The organism is Actinoplanes lutulentus (assembly GCF_003259845.1).
Lineage (GTDB): Bacteria > Actinomycetota > Actinomycetes > Mycobacteriales > Micromonosporaceae > Actinoplanes > Actinoplanes lutulentus.
This window is the reverse complement of the sequence record NZ_QLMJ01000021.1, coordinates 114,439-131,347: the sequence shown is the minus strand read 5'-3', so window position 1 is coordinate 131,347 and position 16,909 is coordinate 114,439. Positions and strand designations below refer to the sequence as shown.

At 69.0% G+C, this 16,909-nt stretch carries 16 protein-coding genes; 5 read left to right on the top strand and 11 right to left on the bottom strand.

Going from position 1 to position 16,909, the window contains the following annotated elements; translation table 11 throughout:
• Window positions 1-18: 18 nt before the first annotated feature.
• From B0I29_RS36120 to B0I29_RS36110, 3 genes are all read right to left on the bottom strand, one after another.
• The gene (locus B0I29_RS36120; RefSeq protein ID WP_245973036.1) at window positions 19-939 is read right to left on the bottom strand and encodes an ABC transporter permease; all 921 of its coding nucleotides are present in this window, start codon (window positions 937-939) and stop codon (window positions 19-21) included.
• A complete protein-coding gene (locus B0I29_RS36115) occupies window positions 936-2,561 on the bottom strand; it encodes an ABC transporter substrate-binding protein (protein WP_111653638.1) in 1,626 nt (541 codons plus the stop codon). Before B0I29_RS36115 ends, B0I29_RS36120 begins: the two co-directional genes overlap by 4 nt.
• Window positions 2,562-2,631: 70 nt before the next feature.
• Complete coding sequence (locus B0I29_RS36110) at window positions 2,632-3,315, bottom strand: hypothetical protein (RefSeq protein ID WP_146617007.1); 684 nt, start codon at window positions 3,313-3,315, stop codon at window positions 2,632-2,634.
• A 71-nt stretch (window positions 3,316-3,386) separates the two neighbouring features.
• On the opposite strand from B0I29_RS36110, the gene B0I29_RS36105 reads away from it, so the two are divergent.
• On the top strand, window positions 3,387-5,159 hold the full coding sequence (locus B0I29_RS36105) for a sulfatase-like hydrolase/transferase (protein ID WP_311733620.1): 1,773 nt from the start codon (window positions 3,387-3,389) through the stop codon (window positions 5,157-5,159).
• 57 nt (window positions 5,160-5,216) lie between these two features.
• On the opposite strand, the gene B0I29_RS36100 is transcribed toward B0I29_RS36105, so the two are convergent.
• Window positions 5,217-5,825, bottom strand: coding sequence for a TetR/AcrR family transcriptional regulator (locus B0I29_RS36100; RefSeq protein ID WP_111653636.1), 609 nt, complete (start codon window positions 5,823-5,825; stop codon window positions 5,217-5,219).
• A gap of 139 nt (window positions 5,826-5,964) precedes the next feature.
• Between B0I29_RS36100 and B0I29_RS36095 the strand changes: the two genes are divergently transcribed.
• Together B0I29_RS36095 and B0I29_RS36090 are read left to right on the top strand one after the other, a co-directional pair.
• Window positions 5,965-7,131 carry an acyl-CoA dehydrogenase family protein gene (locus tag B0I29_RS36095; protein WP_111653731.1) on the top strand — a complete coding sequence of 389 codons (1,167 nt, stop codon included), beginning with the start codon at window positions 5,965-5,967 and terminating at the stop codon, window positions 7,129-7,131.
• Complete coding sequence (locus B0I29_RS36090; RefSeq protein ID WP_111653635.1) at window positions 7,121-8,200, top strand: CaiB/BaiF CoA transferase family protein; 1,080 nt, start codon at window positions 7,121-7,123, stop codon at window positions 8,198-8,200. The genes B0I29_RS36095 and B0I29_RS36090 overlap by 11 nt, the downstream gene beginning before the upstream one ends.
• Before the next feature lie 6 nt (window positions 8,201-8,206).
• Here B0I29_RS36090 and B0I29_RS36085 read toward each other — a convergent pair whose 3' ends face one another.
• The 4 genes from B0I29_RS36085 to B0I29_RS36070 form a co-directional block, all read right to left on the bottom strand.
• Complete coding sequence (locus tag B0I29_RS36085) at window positions 8,207-9,238, bottom strand: GGDEF domain-containing protein (protein ID WP_111653634.1); 1,032 nt, start codon at window positions 9,236-9,238, stop codon at window positions 8,207-8,209.
• An 81-nt stretch (window positions 9,239-9,319) separates the two neighbouring features.
• Window positions 9,320-10,879: a methyl-accepting chemotaxis protein gene (locus B0I29_RS36080; RefSeq protein WP_181558152.1), complete on the bottom strand. Its 1,560-nt coding sequence runs from the start codon at window positions 10,877-10,879 to the stop codon at window positions 9,320-9,322.
• A gap of 130 nt (window positions 10,880-11,009) precedes the next feature.
• Window positions 11,010-11,354, bottom strand: a complete 345-nt coding sequence (locus tag B0I29_RS36075) for a UBP-type zinc finger domain-containing protein (RefSeq protein ID WP_111653632.1) — start codon at window positions 11,352-11,354, stop codon at window positions 11,010-11,012.
• 10 nt (window positions 11,355-11,364) lie between these two features.
• Window positions 11,365-11,742 carry a winged helix-turn-helix transcriptional regulator gene (locus tag B0I29_RS36070; protein WP_111653631.1) on the bottom strand — a complete coding sequence of 126 codons (378 nt, stop codon included), beginning with the start codon at window positions 11,740-11,742 and terminating at the stop codon, window positions 11,365-11,367.
• 130 nt (window positions 11,743-11,872) lie between these two features.
• On the opposite strand from B0I29_RS36070, the gene B0I29_RS36065 reads away from it, so the two are divergent.
• Window positions 11,873-12,727, top strand: coding sequence for an SDR family oxidoreductase (locus tag B0I29_RS36065; RefSeq protein WP_111653630.1), 855 nt, complete (start codon window positions 11,873-11,875; stop codon window positions 12,725-12,727).
• On the opposite strand, the gene B0I29_RS36060 is transcribed toward B0I29_RS36065, so the two are convergent.
• Window positions 12,724-13,179, bottom strand: a complete 456-nt coding sequence (locus tag B0I29_RS36060; protein WP_111653629.1) for an aminoacyl-tRNA deacylase — start codon at window positions 13,177-13,179, stop codon at window positions 12,724-12,726. The two genes, B0I29_RS36065 and B0I29_RS36060, sit on opposite strands and share 4 nt — an antisense overlap.
• Window positions 13,180-13,227: 48 nt before the next feature.
• Here B0I29_RS36060 and B0I29_RS36055 point away from each other — a divergent pair, with 48 nt between their 5' ends.
• A complete protein-coding gene (locus B0I29_RS36055) occupies window positions 13,228-13,608 on the top strand; it encodes a DUF427 domain-containing protein (protein WP_111653628.1) in 381 nt (126 codons plus the stop codon).
• 64 nt (window positions 13,609-13,672) lie between these two features.
• Here B0I29_RS36055 and B0I29_RS36050 read toward each other — a convergent pair whose 3' ends face one another.
• Together B0I29_RS36050 and B0I29_RS36045 are read right to left on the bottom strand one after the other, a co-directional pair.
• Entirely contained in the window at window positions 13,673-14,677 is a 1,005-nt protein-coding gene (locus tag B0I29_RS36050) for a TIGR03617 family F420-dependent LLM class oxidoreductase (protein WP_111653627.1), read from the bottom strand.
• 1,183 nt (window positions 14,678-15,860) lie between these two features.
• Window positions 15,861-16,877, bottom strand: a complete 1,017-nt coding sequence (locus tag B0I29_RS36045) for a P1 family peptidase (protein WP_111653626.1) — start codon at window positions 16,875-16,877, stop codon at window positions 15,861-15,863.
• Between the last annotated feature and the right edge of the window lie 32 nt (window positions 16,878-16,909).

The window sequence follows — 16,909 nt, the reverse complement described above, 5'->3', positions numbered from 1 at the left end:
GGCGGATCGGCATCGGGCTCAGCTCCTTCGCAGGCGCGGGTCGATGAGCAGGCCGGCCAGGTCGGCGAGGGTGTTGACGACGACGAAGACGGTGGCGGCGAGGACCACGACGGCGATCACCACGGGCATGTCGCCGGCGCTGACCGCCTGCAGGGCGACCTGGCCGAGGCCGGGCCGGCCGAACACCTGCTCGATGATCACCGAGCCGCCGATCAGCACCCCGAAGGTCCAGCCGGCCAGGGCGACCGCCGGCAGCAGGGCGTGCCGGAGCGCGTGCCGGGCCAGCACCGAGCGTTCCCGCAGGCCCCGGGCCCGGGCGGTGACCGCGAACGGCTCGTCCAGAGCCCGGTCCAGGCCGTCGCGCAGCACTTGGGCGAGCAGCCCGGCGATCGGCAGGCCCAGGGTGACCGCCGGCAGCACCAAGGCGGCGAAGCCTCGGTCGCCGGAGACCGGGAACAGTCCGAATTGGAACGAGAAGACGCTCAGCAGCACGATCCCGATCAGGAACGGCGGCGTGGAGACCATCACCAGCTCGGCGGTGGAGCTGAACCGCCGCGCCCACGGCCGCCGGATGGCGACGGCAAGGATCACGGCGAGCAGGCTGCCGAAGACGGCCGCGGCGATCGCCAGTTTCAGCGTCGGCCAGACCTGCGCGCCGACCACGTCGGCGACCGGCCGCTGCAAGAGGTAGGAGCGGCCCAGGTCGCCCTGGACGGCCCGCCAGAGATAGTCGAGGTACTGCACCAGCGCCGGCCGGTCGAGGCGCCATTCGGCGATCACCTCGGCGCGGATCTGCGGGGTGTCAGCGCCGTCGCCGATGATGCTGTCGACCATGTCACCCGGGGCGGCGAGCAGCGCCAGGTACGCGGCCGTGGCCGCCGCCCAGAGGACGACGATCCCGGCCGCGACCCGGCGCAGCACCGCAGAAGCCACACTCACTTGCTCAGCCAGAGGTGGTAGGCGCTCACCGGGACCCCGGCGGTCGGTTCGAACCCGAGCCCGCCGACCGACGTCGACGCCGCGATCTGGTCGGCCGGTGCGTACAGCGGCAGGACCAGGGCCTGGTCGTTGACGAGTTTCTGCACCTGCCGGTACGCCTCGGTGCGGGCCGCCGTGTCGGTGCTGGCCTGCGCGTCGTCGAGCAGCCCGTCCAGGCCGGCGTCGGTGAACCCGGTCCGGTTGATCGCGCCGGCCGAGTGCAGCAGCAGGTTGAGGGCGGCGCCCGCGTCGGTGTCGGCGCGGGAGTTGTCGAACACCTCGTACTCGCCGTCGGCGAGGGCCTTGGTGGCGGTGCCCTGGTCGACCAGGGCCACGTTCAGGTCGATGCCGGCGCTCTGCTTCACGGCGGCCTGCACGGCCTGGGCCAGGACGTCGCGGCGGTCACGGACGAACGGGGCGTTCTGCACGAGGCGTACCGTCAGGCGCTTGCCGGCCTTGGTGCGATATCCCTCGGCGTCGCGGGTGGTCCAGCCTGCCTCGTCGAGCAGTTTGTTCGCCAGCTCAGGGTCGCCGCCGAACGTACCCTCGAGGGTTTTGTCGTAGAACGGGCTGGTCGGTCCGACGACGCTCCAGGCCCGGGTGGCGGTGCCGCGGTAGACGCCGGTCAGGACGGCGTCCACGTCGACCGCCGCGCGGAACGCCTGGCGCACCTTGAGGTCGTCGAACGGAGCGTTCGCGACGTTGAGGTAGTACGAGTACGCCGAACCGGAGTTCAGCCCGCGCTGCAACGACAGCGCCGGGTTGCCGGTGATCAGGGCCTCGTCGGTGGCCGGCACACCCTCGATCACGTGCACCTGGTTGGAGGTGAGTGCGCCTACGCGTACCGAAGACTCTTTGAGAAAGCGGTAGGTGATCTCATCGAGGTAGGCGGGTCCGGTGTGTCCGGCGTTGGCGGGCGCCCAGTTGTACGCGGGGTTCTTGACGAAGTGCACCTCCTGGCCCTGGATGTAACGGTCCAGGACGAACGGGCCGGTGCCGGCCAGTTCCGGACCGCCGGCCTTGAGGTTCTTCGCCTCTTTCAGGGACTTGGGCGAGACCTGGGCACCCTGCGGCGAGGAGGCGAAGTCGAGGATCAGCACGTCCGGCGCCTTGAGCTTGAACGCGACGGTGGCGTCGTCGACGACCTCGACCGCGTCCAGGTTGCGCAGCTGGACCGCGGCGACAGCGGGCGCGTAGTTCGGCACCAGCAGCTGGTCCACATTGGCCTTCACCGCGGCGGCGTCGAACTTCGTGCCGTCGGAGAACGTCACGTCGGTACGGAGTTTGAACGTGTACGTCCTGCCGTCCGGCGAGACCTCGTAACCGGTCGCCAGCCAGGGGACGTAACCGCCCTGCGAGTCGTGGGTGAGCAGCGACTCGAACGTGTTCCAGACCAGCAGGCGGGCCTTGGCCTGCGCGTACAGATGGGGGTTGAAGGTGATCGGCTCGGTCTCGACGGCCCAGGTCAGCGAGCCTCCCGAGACCGGCTGACCGGCGTCGGCGGTGTCGTTCGCGGAACCGGTCGAACAGGCGCCCAGAAGGGCGAGGGTGGCGACGGCGGCGGCGAGACGGGTACGGCGCATGGGTGGCGACCTCCTCTACCACCATTCCTATAGTTCAGATAGGAGATGCGCAAGAGCCCGGTGACGTCTGTTACTCAACGGGTTCGAAGCGTATGTATCGCGGCGGCAACGTCTTGAACAGCAGGACCACGCCGGCGACCAGCAGCCCGAGGCCGATGAACACAAACCAGAGCGAATCCCCGCCGACGATGAACATCGCGGCGCCGCCGCCCAGGCACGCCGAGCCCCAAGCCGCATAGACGCGCGGGCGGAACCGGCGCACCGCCACCCACTGCTCGACAACCCGGACCGATTCCGGGTTGAGCTCGGCCCACTGCTGCGCCACCGCCCTGGGCACCCCGGAGATCCTGATCAGATGACCGGCCGCCCGGACCGGCCGCTGAACAACGCGCCACCGGAAGTAGACCTGCATCCACGCGAAGAAGACCAGCAACGCGGCGAGCCGGATCCATATCCAGGTGCCCCTGCTGATACCGAGGAAGGGGTCGGCCCAGACGAAACCCTCCAGGGCTGCCAGCATCCACACCACGGCGACGAGAACGGTGACCGGGAAGAATCGCGCCGCCCGGCGTTCCCGGGCGGCGCTGGCCGGATCCAGCGGCAGACGCAGCAGCGGCCGCCGCGCGTAACGCCACCAGCCGCTCGGCAGGCCCACCCACTCGACGTCCGGGCTGCCGTCGACGATCGACAGCGGCGGCACCCGCAAGTGATCCACCGCACCCGCCGCGACCACCACGTGCACTAGATCCCCCATGGATCTACACCGTAGGGCAGCTATCTGACGCGGAGGTGAACCATCTCGGCGGGACGTCCGTTCCCCATGTCGTGCAGCCGACAGACCTTGCCGATCCGCCCGCCGACGAAACCGTCGACACTCCTGCGGAGACCACCGAGGAGAAGCCCGACGAGACCCCCGAGGACGAGGTCGCGGCGGCGTCGCCGCCGAAAGAGCCGGGCAGGGTACGCCGATTCGTCTCGCACCCGCGTTTCCAGCTGGGCCTGACCATCCTGGCCGGCGTGATAGTCTTCGCCGCGCTGGTCTACCCGAACGTGCTCAAGCGCCTGACCCTCGGCGGCTTCGCCCGGATCCCGATCGAGGCGGCCGTCGCGATCGCCGTGTTCATCCTGCTGCCGCGCCGCCCCCGCAAGGTCGTCGCGATCATCGCCGGGATGGGCCTCGGCTGGCTGCTCGTCGAGAAGTCCCTGGACATGGGCTGGTTCGAGACCCTGAACCGCCCGTTCGACCCGGTTCTCGACTGGATCCTCTTCGACGACACCTACGGATTCATCCGGGAGTCGTACGGGCAGGCCTCGGCGTACGCCGTCGCCGCCGGTGCGGTGCTGCTCGCGGTCGCCGCCCTCGCCCTCACCACCTGGGCCGTCCTGCGGCTCAGCTCGCTGATCGGGCGGCATCGGCGGGTCTCGGCGTACACCGCCGGTGGCATCACCGCGCTCTGGCTCGTCGCCCTGCTGACCGGCATCCAGGTCGTTCCGAAGATCCCGGTCGCGGCGCGCAGCAGCGCCACCTACGCGTACGACCGGGCCCGGCAGGCCAAAGCCGGCATCGGGAACAACATCAACTTCAAGAAGGAGATCAAGAACGACCCGTTCGCCGACACCCCCGGCGATCAGCTGCTGACCGGGCTGGCCGGTAAGGACGTGATCTTCAGCTTCGTCGAGAGTTACGGCCGCAACGCCGTCGAGGCCCCCGAGCTCGCTCCCGGCGTCGACGCCGTGCTGGACAAGGGCACCACGTCGCTGACACAGGCCGGGTTCGCGGCACGCAGCGGCTGGCTCACCTCGCCGACGTTCGGCGGCAACAGCTGGCTGGCGCACTCGACGCTGCTGTCCGGGCTGTGGATCAACAACCAGAGCCGGTACCGCAACCTCACGGCCAGCGACCGGCTCACCCTGACCAGCGCGTTCAAGCGCGCACAGTGGGACACCGTCAGCGTGATGCCGGGCGCCACCCGGGCCTGGCCGGAAGGCAAGTTCTACGGGTACAACCGGGTCTGGGACAGCCGCAACCTCGGCTATCAGGGTCCCAAGTTCAGCTGGGCGCCGATGCCCGACCAGTACACGCTGAAGAAGTTCAACGAGGTCGAGTACGGCAAGGCCGGCCGCCAGCCGCTCATGGTGGAGATGCCCCTGGTCTCCAGCCACACCCCGTGGGCGCCGATCCCGTCAATGCTGGACTGGGACGCGGTCGGTGACGGATCGGTCTACAACGACATCGTCAAGGACGCCCCGAAGAAGTCCGACATCTGGGGCAGCACCTCGAAGGTCCGGGCCGAGTACGGCAAGTCGATCCAGTACACCCTCACCTCGCTGATCGAGTGGGTGCAGAAGTACGGCGACGACAACCTGGTGCTGGTCTACCTCGGCGACCACCAGCCGTCGAAGGTGGTCTCCGGTGAGAACGCCAGCCACGACGTGCCGATCACCGTGATCGCCAAGGACCCGGCGGTGCTGGACAAGATCAAGAGCTGGGGCTGGACCGACGGCCTCAAGCCGGCCACCGACGCCCCGGTCTGGCCGATGAGCGACTTCCGCGACAAGTTCCTGAACGCGTACGGCCCGAACGGCACCAACCACTGACCCGGTGTGCGGCGCCGGCCCCGGTCATCACCGGCGCCGCACACCGTTCGAAACGCTCTATCCCGCCTGCGGAAAGACGTCACTCACCAGCGCCAGCAGCGACGCCGCCAGCAGGGCGTGCACCTGCTCGCGGCTCAGCACACCCCGTTGCAGCCACTCGCGGCCGGTGAAGACCGCCAGGCCAACGTAGGACCGGGCCATCCCGCGCAGCGCCTCGGACGGCTCGACGCCCAGCCCGACCGCGTCCAGCACGCTGTCCGCGGCCACGTCGATCGCCTCGGCGATCACTCCGTCGACCTGGGCGTCACCGGCCATCCCGCCGGCGTTGATCGCCGCCAGCCAGGACGTGCTGTGCCGGGAGACCACGTCGAGGAACCAGCTGACGATGGCGTCCACCCGGCGTTCGAGCGGCTCGTCGGCCGGCATGCCCTCAAGGGCGTCGCGCGGCACGGTCAGCATCACCCGGACCACTTCCAGGTATAGATCCTTCTTGGTCCCGAAGTAGTGGTTGACCAGGCCCCGCGCCACTCCGGCAGCGTGCGCCACGTCCGTGGTCGACACCTCCGAGTACGGACGCCGGCTGAACAGCCGGACAGCAACCGTGAGGATCTCACCCCGCCGGCTGTCCGGTTCCATCCGCCGCCTGCGGCTCGCCTCGACATGCACATGGTGACCCTACGTCACGTCGATCTATCGGCAGCCGCGATCGGGGTCGCATCGATGGACACATAAGCCGTACAGATGAATAGCGGAAATTCATACGGCGCTTATTGACACATCGCCAATAGCGATCGAGAGTGTGTCGATGCCAACGCCTGGACTGGACGGCTACGCCGAGCCGTGGCGCAAGCCTGAACACGACGATCTTGCCGAGCTGGCCCGCACCTTCTTCACCAAGGAGGTGCTGCCGCACGCCGCCCGCCTGGAGAAACAGGGCCATCCCGACCGCGAGCACTACCTGCGCGCCGGCGAGCTGGGCCTGCTCGGCCTCTCCGTGCCGGAGCAGTACGGCGGCGGAGGCGGTGACTTCACCCACGAGGCCGTGCTGCTGCACGAGCAGACCCTGACCGGCGAGGGCAGCCTCGGCCTCGCGGTGCACAGCGGCATCGTCACCGGGTACATCAACGACTACGGCACCGAGGAGCAGAAGCAGCGATGGCTGCCCGGCCTGGTCACCGGCGAGCTGGTCGGCGCGATCGGCATGACCGAGCCGGACGGCGGCTCGGACGTCCAGGCCATCCGGACGAAAGCGATCCTGGATGGGGATGACTACCTGGTCAGCGGCTCGAAGACCTTCATCACGAACGGCTACGTCGCCGACCTGATCATCCTGGCCGTGAAGACCGACCTCTCGGCCAAAGCCCGCGGCATCTCCCTGCTGATCTGCGACCTGCGGGACAACCCCGAGGGCTTCAACCGGGGCCGCAACCTCGAGAAGATCGGACTGCACTCCAACGACACCGCGGAACTGTTCTTCGACGAGTTCCGGGTGAGCAAAGAGAACCTGCTCGGCGGCGCGGAGAACCTCGGCTTCATCCAGATGATGCAGTCGCTGCCCCAGGAACGCCTGGTCATCGGCGTGGGCGCGGTCGCCGCCATGCAACGCGCGGTCGAGCTCGCCACCGCGTACGCGAAGGAGCGCCACGCATTCGGCAAGCCGCTGATCGGCCACCAGAACACCCGGATGGTCCTCGCCGAGTGCGCCACCCGCGCCCGGGTGTCCCGGATCTTCCTGGATGACTGCATCGAGCGGCACACCCGTGGTGAGCTGGACGTGGCGACCGCGGCGATGGCGAAGCTCTACCTCACCGAGGGTCAGTGCGAGGTCGTCGACCGCTGCCTGCAGATCTTCGGCGGTTACGGCTACACCACCGAGTACCCGATCGCCCGGATGTACGCCGACGCTCGTGTCCAGAAGATCTACGGCGGCACGAACGAGATCATGAAGGAGCTGATCGCGCGTGTCCTCTAAGAGCGGGCCCCTGACCGGCGTCAAGGTCGTCGAACTGGCCGGCCTCGCCCCGGGACCGTTCGGCTGCATGGTCCTGGCCGACCTCGGCGCCGACGTGATCCTCGTCGAGCGCCCCGGCGGCACCGGACTGGCCGGTCCGCTGCAACGCAACCGCCGGGTGGTCACCCTCGATCTGAAGACCGAGGACGGCATCAGCGATCTGCTGCGCCTCACGGCGCAGGCCGACGTCCTGGTCGAGGGCTATCGCCCGGGCGTGGCCGAGCGCCTCGGCTTCGGTCCGGCTCCCTGCATGGAGATCAACCCCAGGCTTGTGTACGCACGAATGACCGGCTGGGGTCAGGAAGGACCGCTGTCCGCCGCCGCCGGTCACGACATCGACTACCTGGCGATCGCCGGAGCCCTGGAACCGCTGGGCCGGCCCGGCCAGCCACCGCACGCCCCGATCAATCTGCTCGCCGACTTCGCCGGTGGCGGGATGCTGCTCGCCGTCGGGGTGCTCGCCGCGCTGCACGAGCGGGAGCGTTCCGGCCTCGGCCAGGTCGTCGACGCCGCGATGGTGGACGGGTCGGCGCTGCTCATGACGTTCCTGCACGGCATGGTCGCGGCCGGCATGTGGCGGGGTGGCCGCGGCGAGAACCTGCTCGACGGCGGGGCGCCGTTCTACGACACCTACCGGGCCAAGGACGGCGGCTACCTGGCGGTCGGTTCCCTGGAGCCGCAGTTCTACGCGGCGCTGCTGCAGGGTCTCGACCTCGACCCGGCCGGCCTGCCGGGCCAGATGAACCGGTCCGAGTGGCCGGAACTGCGGCGGATCTTCACCGAGCGGTTCGCCAGCCGGACCCGGGACGAGTGGGCCGCCGTGTTCGCGGAGCTGGACGCCTGCGTGAGCCCGGTGCTCTCCCCCGCCGAGGCGGCCGAGCACCCGCACAACCGGGCCCGCGGGACGTTCGTCGAGGTCGGCGGGGTACGTCAGCCGGGGCCGGCGCCTCGCTTCACGCGTACCCCCGCAAGCGCGCCGAGCGCGCCTGAGGCGACCACCGTGACCGAAGTCCTGGCTCTCTGGAAGTAAGAACCGTCAGGCGGCGAGCTTGGGCGCGCGTTTGTCCTGGTACATCGCGGTGTCGGCCTCGGCGGTGAGCGCGTCGAGGGTGGCATCGGACCCGGCGGCGCGCAGGGCGACGCCGACGCTGACACCGACAGTGACCTGCCGCCCGTCGCCGATGTCGACCGGGCGGCGGATCACGTCGCGGATCCGGTCGCCGATCTGCGCGGCCTTCGCGGCGTCCGCCTCCGGCAGCAGGACCAGGAACTCGTCACCGCCGAGCCGCCCGGCAAGATCACCGGGGTTGAGCACGCCGTTGAGACGGACACCCATCTCGTGCAGCAGCAGGTCGCCGGCGGCGTGCCCGTGGACGTCGTTGACCTGCTTGAACCCGTTGAGGTCGAGCAGCAGCACGGCCAGGGTGGAGCCGGTGCGCTCGGCGGCGTATTCGGCCAGCTGAGCGCGGTTGGGCAGGCCGGTGAGCGAATCGTGGTTGGCCTGGTGGTGCAGCGCCTGACGGGCTTCCTGGAGGGTGAGCAGCTGCTTGGAGTACGCGGCCGACTGGGCGCCGGTGATCACCGCGATCATGAAGCCGATCCCGATCACGAAGGAGTGATCGGGTGAGTCCGGCACCATCAGCAGGAAAGCCGTCGAGGTCAGCGTGAACGCGGCGAGGGCGCCGACGAGCCGGTGCCGCAGCGCGGCGATCGCGATGGTCAGGATGAGCAGCGGCCAGGTCGTCTGCGGGTACTCCAGCGATGAGATCACCACGAACCCCACGATGGTCGCGGTGTCGAGGGCGACCTGCAGGGCGCTGAACGGGGTGTACCAGCGGGAACCGGGCCGGCGGCGGGCGAAGTAGGCGACCAGGTTCGACAGGAACATCGCCACGATGCCGTACCAGCAGGCCAGCTCCATGCCGGCGCTGAGGTCGTGCGGCGCGTAATCGGTGAGCCCACTGGCATAGATCCCGGTGGAGAGGATCCCGATGCTGCGGGAGATCAACCCGGCCGTCTCGATGGAACGGCGACGCGACATCAGGGAGTCGTCGATCACCGTTTGCATACGCTCACCATCGGCACGCCGGCCCCGGGTATGAGGAAAGGCCGATCGCCATCGGCGACCGGCCTTTCCTGTTGGCAGAACTCAGAACTTGAAGGCGCCGACCAGGTTGCGCAGCTCCTCGGCGGTACGCGAGACCTCTTCGCTGGCCTCGCGGGTCTGGTTGACACCGCTGACCGTGGAAGCGCTCGCCGACGAGACGTCGTTGATGTTGGTGGCGATCCGGCTGGAGCCGGCGGCGACCTCGGCGATGCTGCGCGACATCTCACCGGTGGTGGCGGTCTGCTCCTCCACCGCCGAGGCGATGGTGGTCTGGAAGTCGTTGATCTGGGCGATGACCTCGGAGATGCGGTTGATGACCTCGACCGCGCCGCCGGTGTCCTGCTGGATCGCGTTGACCCGGGCGCCGATGTCCTCGGTGGCACGGGCGGTCTCCTGGGCGAGGTCCTTGACCTCGCTGGCGACCACGGCGAAGCCCTTGCCGGCGTCGCCGGCCCGAGCAGCCTCGATGGTGGCGTTCAGGGCGAGCAGGTTGGTCTGCTCGGCAATGCTGGTGATCAGCTTGATCACGTTGCCGATCTCGGCGGACGACTCGCCGAGCTGACGGATGGTGTCGGTGGCGCGGGCGGCCTCGGAGACCGCGATCGAGGCGACCTGCGCGGCGTCGGCCGCGTTGCGGGAGATCTCCCGGATCGACAGGCCCATCTCCTCGGAGCCGGCCGCGACGGTCTGCACGTTGCGGGAGATCTCGTCGGCCTCGATCGAGGCCGAGCTGCTCTGCCGGTCGGTGTTGTCGACCGCGTTGGCGATCTCGCTGGAGACGGCGGCGAGTTCGGTCGACGCGGCGGCCAGCTTGTCGGCGTCGGCCGCGATGGTCTCCATCGAGGCGCGGACCTTGTCGAGCGAGCGGTCCAGGCCGGCGGCCATCGTGCCGAGCTCGTCGCGGCTGGTGATGCCGCTGCGCACGGTGAGGTCGCCGCGGTCCAGCGCGTCGATCACCACGCCCAGTTTGCGGATCGGGCCGAGGATCGAGCGGACCATCGGGATCGCCATGCCGATCAGCAGCGCCAGCGCGGCCAGTACAACCGCGATGGCGGTGTTGCGGACCGACGTGACGGTGCTGGCCATCTCGGCCTTCTGCGTCACGATCTGGGACTCCACCGTCTCGGTGAGGGTATCCAGCTCGCCATCAGTGGTGTCGTTGCGCTCCGAGATCTCGTCGGTGCGGTTCACCACCGAGGAGGGGTCGGCGACACCGGCCGTGACGAACGCGGTGATGAAGGTGTTGAAGTCCTCGAAGTCCGGCCGATAACCGTTGAACTCGGTGATGATCGAGGCCGGCAGGCCCGAGGACACCACGGCGTCCGCCGCGTCGACCGACGACTGGACGTCGTCCACGACGTCACCGCTCACGTCGTGCCCGAGAGCCGACCGGTACGCGTCGACCTTGAGCTCGCTCTGGCGGTTGTTCAGGTGGTTGAGCGCGGCGAGCCCCGCTTCCAGGCGCCGGATCTCCTCCGCCTGGTCCGCCAGGCTGTCCTGCCCGGTCAGCGTGATAGCCGCCATCGCGCTGAGGGCGATGGCGCCCGTAGCGACGATGGCACCCAGCCTCTTGGCTGTGCCGATGTTCTGTAAGCCGCGCATCCTGCCCTCCATCCGTGGTCCGACGCACGTTTCATCGGCCGTACACGAATGCATCTGAGGACTGAAGTTTCAGTCAACAGGAAGTCCGGAAGCGGATTATCCGCTTCCGGTTTGACCTATCGAGTTTATGTCAGCGGTGGATCTTGTTGCGCCAATCCGGCGGAACCGCACCCGACGGACCCGGAACCGGCTGGCTCTCCGGCCGGCTGGACGGCGGCGCCAGCTCCGGACCGTTGCCGGCCTGCTCGGTCGAGAAGTCCCAGAACCAGTCCTCACCGGGCTCGAACGACTGGATGACCGGGTGGCCGGTGCTCTTGTAGTGGGCGGTCGCGTGCTGCGACGGGGAGGTGTCGCAGCATCCGATGTGGCCGCACTCGGCACACCGGCGCAAGTGGAACCACCATCCGCTGGTCTCGAGGCATTCGGCGCATCCGGTGCCGGAGGGCGGGACGTCGGGCTGGATCGGCTCAGTCACGCCTCGAAACCTATCTCAGGTCGTCGTACGCCTCCTGCGCCGCGCGCATGGTGTTGATCTCACCCTCCAGGAGTTCGATCAGGTTTACCAGCTGGGTCGCGACTCGCTGGCCGAGATCGGTGAGGCTGTACTCCACCCGGGGCGGGATCGTCGCCTGCACCTCGCGGCGGACCAGGCCGTCACGCTCCAGCGACTGCAGCGTCTGGGCCAGCATCTTCTCGCTGACCCCGTCGACCTTGCGGCGCAACGCGTTGAACCGGAACGACCCCTCGTGCAGCGCGGCCAGGGCGAGGGTGCCCCAGCGGCCGGTCACGTCGGTGAGCACGCCCCGGGACGCGCAGTCACGGGCGAAGACGCTCGGTATCAGGTCGTCGTCCGGTTCCGTCATGGATCGAAGAATACCCAGCCTGACAGCGCTGAGCTTCGTGATGGCACTCACTTCGGGGTTGGCACTTTCGAAAAGTTAGTGCAGTCTTCTGGGCAGCACTTCACTGCATCGCATCGTCAGGAGCCGAATCATGACCACCATCGCCGTCACCGGTGCCACCGGCCAGCTGGGCCGCCTCGTCGTCGACGCGCTGATCGCGCGGGGCGCCGCACCCGGCGAGATCGTCGCCACGGTCCGCGACTCCGCGAAGGCCGCCGACCTCGCGGCGCTCGGCGTACAGGTCCGGGTTGCCGACTACAACCACCCGGAGACGCTGGCCGCTGCTTTCGCCGGCGTCGACCGTCTCCTGCTGGTCTCCGGCAACGAGGTCGGCAAGCGTCTCCCCCAGCACACCGCCGTGATCGAGGCCGCTAAGGCGGCCGGCGTGGGCTTCATCGCGTACACGAGCATCCTGCGCGCCGACAGCACGCCGATCGGCCTCGCGCCCGAGCACCTCGCCACCGAGCAGGTCATCGCCGCGACCGAGATCCCGCACGCGCTGCTGCGCAACGGCTGGTACACCGAGAACTACGCCGGCAGCATCGCGGGCGCGCTGCACACCGGCGCGATCGCGGGCAGCGCCGGCGAGGGCAAGATCGCGGCCGCCGCCCGGGCCGATTACGCCGAGGCCGCGGCCGCCGTGCTGCTGTCCGGCGAGGCCGGCGTCTACGAGCTGGGCGGCGAGGCGTTCACCATGGCCGAGCTGGCCGCCGAGGTGGCCAAGCAGTCCGGAAAGGACGTCGCGTACACGGATCTGCCGGTCGCCGATTACCAGCAGGTGCTGGTCGGCGTCGGTCTGCCGGAGGGGTACGCGGGGCTGCTCGCCGACACCGACGCCAAGATCGTCGACGGGCACCTGGACACGGACAGCGCGGTTCTGGCGAAGCTGATCGGCCGGCCGGTGACGCCGCTGACCTCCGCTGTCGCGGCGGTTTTGAAGGGTTAATCAGTGACGTCGGCGAACGTACCCTTAAGGGCCGCGACCGCGGCATCGGCCGCGACCCTCAGGCCCACGCCGCGCTCCCCCGCGCCCAGGCTGATGGTCCGCCCCCGGGTACGTTCGTCGGCGATCACCGGCCAGGCCGTGGCCGAGCCGAACGGGGTGATCGTCCCCCGCTCGTAACCGGTGGCCTCCTTCGCGGTGGCCGCGTCCGGCATGGACAGCCGGCTCACCCCGAGCAGGGCACGCAGCTTCGGCCACGAGATCGACCGGTCGCCGGGGACGAGCACGAACAGGTACTCGCCCTCGGCCCGGCGTACCACCAGGCTCTTCACCAGGTCACGAACCTCGACGCCCTGCACCTGGGCCGCCTCTTCGACGCTGCTGACCGGCCCGTGCCGGATAACGTCGTAGGAGATTCCGGCCTCGGTCACCGCGTCGATCGCTGGGGTCGTCACAAGATCAGCGTAATAAGCTTCGCGGATATCGACGAGAGGGGCCTTTCCATGGCCGAGAAACCACGGCTGCTGCCGGGGCCGGAGCACCCGATCACGATCAAGGCCAGCACCGACCGGGTTGTCGTGACCGTCGCCGGCAAGGTGGTCGCCGACACCCGCAACGCGCTGGTCCTGCAGGAGGCGAACTATCCGCCGGTGCGGTATCTGCCGCTGACCGACGTGGACGAGTCGTTGCTGTCTCGCTCCGAGACGTCGTCCTACTGCCCGTACAAGGGCGACGCCGGGTATTACTCGATCCCGGTCGGCGGGGACAAATCGGTCGACGCGCTCTGGGAGTACACCGCGCCCTTTGACGCGGTCGCTCCGATCGTGAACCATGTCGCGTTCTATCCGGACCGGGTGGATTCGATCGAGGTCACGCTCGCCTGATCCTGGTGCCGTCCGTGCTTTGCCCGCGCTTTGTCCGCGATTTGCCCGCTTTGCCCGCGCTTTGTCAGGTGCGCAAGGCGGATCGGACGGCGGCCAGCTGATAGCGGTCGGCCTCGTAGGGCGCATACAGCGAGATGCGGTCGATTGCCGTACCGAATCGGTCTTTCAAGCCGGCGGCGACCGCCGCTGGGTCTCCCGCGACCGCGAACGCACCGAGCACGTCGTCGGTGATCTCCGCGGCCATCTCGGTCCACTGCTGCCGGCGCGACAACACGTTGAGCCGATCCGCCAGATCGCCCCATCCGTGCAGGTCAAGGACGGGTCGATAGGCGGGAGTGGACGCGTAGAAGGCGATCTGACCACGCACTGCCTGTTCGGCGCGGGCCCGCTGTGCCGGGTCCGCGCCGAGCACCACCATGGCGCTCATCTGCAGGGTGAAACCGTCGAGGTTGCCTCGTTCGGTCATCAGAGTCGGCAGGATCCGCTCGCGCAGATAATCCGCGCTGGTCAGCGGGTGCACCAGCAGCCCGTCCGCCGCCCGCCCGGCCACCGCGATCATCCGCTCGCCGACCGCCGCGAGCTCCACCGGCGGATTGCCGAACGGGTTCGGCCCCGGGTTGAAGAAATCGGTCATCAGCGTGTGCTTGTAGAACTCCCCGCGAAACATCAGCCGCTCCCCGGTCGCCCAGGTTTGCCAGATCTTGCGGATCGCGGTGACGAACTCCTCCATCCGCTTCGCGGGCTGCCCCCACGGCATCGCGAACCGCCGCTCGATATGCGGCTTGACCTGCGACCCGAGCCCCAGTCGGAACCGTCCCTCGCTGATCAGCTGAAGGTCGTTGGCGAGAATCGCGACATTCATCGGGTTCCGCGCGAAAGCCACCGCGATCGCACTCTGCAGACTGATCTGCGAGGTCGCGCGCGCGACGAGGGCGAGCGTGGTGAAGACGTCATGCCGGGTCTCAGCGGCCAGAAATCCGTCATATCCGACCTGCTCCGCCGACACGGCCGCGGTTTCAGCCTCGGCCGGTGAGGCCGCGACCGGCGCGGCGAAGTCAACCAACATCATTAATGACTACCACCATGGGTACGCACGAGGCCGCCCCAACCACAACTAAAACGCCGGCGCCTGCTCCGCCCCTGCCGATCCCGGCCCGGCGCGACCCGCCGCCGGCTCCGGCGGCGGGTCACCGCCCCTACCCACCGCCTGCCTATGCCACCCCGCTTGTCTGTGCCACCTCGCCGCCCTGCCTGCGCCACCCTGCCCTGCCTGCGCCACCCTGCCCTGCCTGCGCCACCCCGCTTGCCTAGGCCGCCCCCGCCTGTTTGTGCCCACCGTCCGGGTTGCTTGCCGCCTCGGGGTGCGCGGGCCTTCGCGGTCGGGGCCGGTGCCCCGCCCGTGAGTTCCTCGCCGAGGGAGAATGTCGGCAAGTTCTTTTCTTCACCTGCTGAAATTTCGGGCTTCGGATTGGCGTGATCGAACGCTTATCTGTCGCTTCCGAGGGCTGGAACAATTGCGGGTATGGGGCAGTTGGGATTGTTCAGCAGGGCCGATTTGGCATCGTGGCGCGACCGTACCGCGAGGCGCAATTATTCGGCCGAGGCTGAGGAATTCCGCCGCCGCCATGAGCGCCACCGCGCGTGGGGACTCAAGCGCCGGCATGCCGAACGCTTACGACAAATCCACGAGGCGCGCGACCACCCCGAGGCCGCCCCCACCGACCCGCCGACCACAACCCAGCCCGCAAGCCAAAGCCCAGAACCCGCAGGCGACCAAGTCGCCGCACCTCAACCGGCTAGCCCTCCATCGGTAGGCCCAGCTCTTGCCGGCCCGGCTTTGGCTGGCCCGGCTTCGGCTGGCCCGGCCTTGACCGGCCCGGCCTTGGCTGGCCCCGTTTCGGCTGGCCCGGCCTTGACCGGCCCGGCCTTGGCTGCTCCTGAACCAGCCGGCCCCGGGCCAGGCGGCTCCGAACCGGACGATTCCCTGCCGGTCGTAGCCGTCGATCCTGGGCGCGGCGGCTCTCCGGATTGCGTGGCGCAACCGGCGCTTGCCAGCAGGCGACGGCCAATGAATGCGAAACACCGCGCCACTTTCCAAAGAGTCGATTCACACGCGCCGCATTCACGGGGAAGAGTGCGGAAGAAATTCGCTCAAGAAATACAAAATCGCCGTGAGGATTGGGTTCACGGAGGCGCGAGTTCTCGCGCTCTCCGAAATTGTCCACCCGCGTCGCCGTCTGGTCTTGACGCGATCAGTGCGACACCGCGGATCGGATCGCCTCGGCTGTCACGTTTGCGGCTACGGTTCTCAGCAGGTCCAGGTCCGCCTCGACGTCGCCGGTCGCCAGGGCCACCACGGCGTCTCCGTCGAACCGGGAGTGGGCGGGGTTCAGCGCCCGGGCAAAACCCGTGTGCCCGCTCTGGGCCAGGAGGTAACAGTCCGCCTTGGTGAGCTTCGCGTCGGTGAGGACCACGGCGATCGTCGTGTTGGTCATCCCGAACGGCTTGACCACCGCCTCACCGCCACGCCCCGTGGAGGCTGCCGCCGAACCGGAGGCTGCCGCCGCCGAGCCGGAGACTGCCGCCGCCGAGTCAGAGACTGCCGCCGCCGAGTCAGAGGCTGCCGTTGAGCCGGAGGCTGCTGCCTCTGAGCCGGAAGCTGCCTCGGGCTGGCTGAACACTGGGGTGCCGTCTGGGCCGATCACGTCGCCCCAGGCGTTTACGACGGCTACCGCCACTATCGACGCGTTGCCTGACATGCCGCGGGCTACGCCCAGGCCGCCTGGGGACTCGCTGCCGCGCCATCTGCCGGTGGCTGCTCCGGTGCCGGCTCCGACCGTACCCTCGGTGAAAGGGTCTCCGCGCAGGGCCGCGAGGGCGGCATCTTGGCCGGCCGCCGATGAGGGTGGCGTGCCCGCTACCGAGGCGTCGAAGATCGACATGCCGACGACGATCGGGACCGGGCCGAGCGGGGTGGGGAATCCGAGGCCGCGCGATCGCAGCAGCCGCATCACGCCGTCGGCGGCGGAGAGGCCGAACGCTGATCCGCCCGAGAGCACCACGGCGTCTACCCGGTCGACCAGGCGGGAGGGTTCCAGCAGGGCGAATTCCCTGGTCGCGGGGGCGCCGCCGCGTACTTCTCCGGAGCCGACGGTGCCGGGCGGCGGCAGGATCACGGTGACGCCGGTGCCGTCGCCGGTCCAGTGCCCGGCCCACGCGGAGAGTAACTGCGGTCCGCCGGCACCACTCGAAAAGCTGACAGCGTCCATGGGATCAACCCTAATAACCCCCAAGGTCCTCG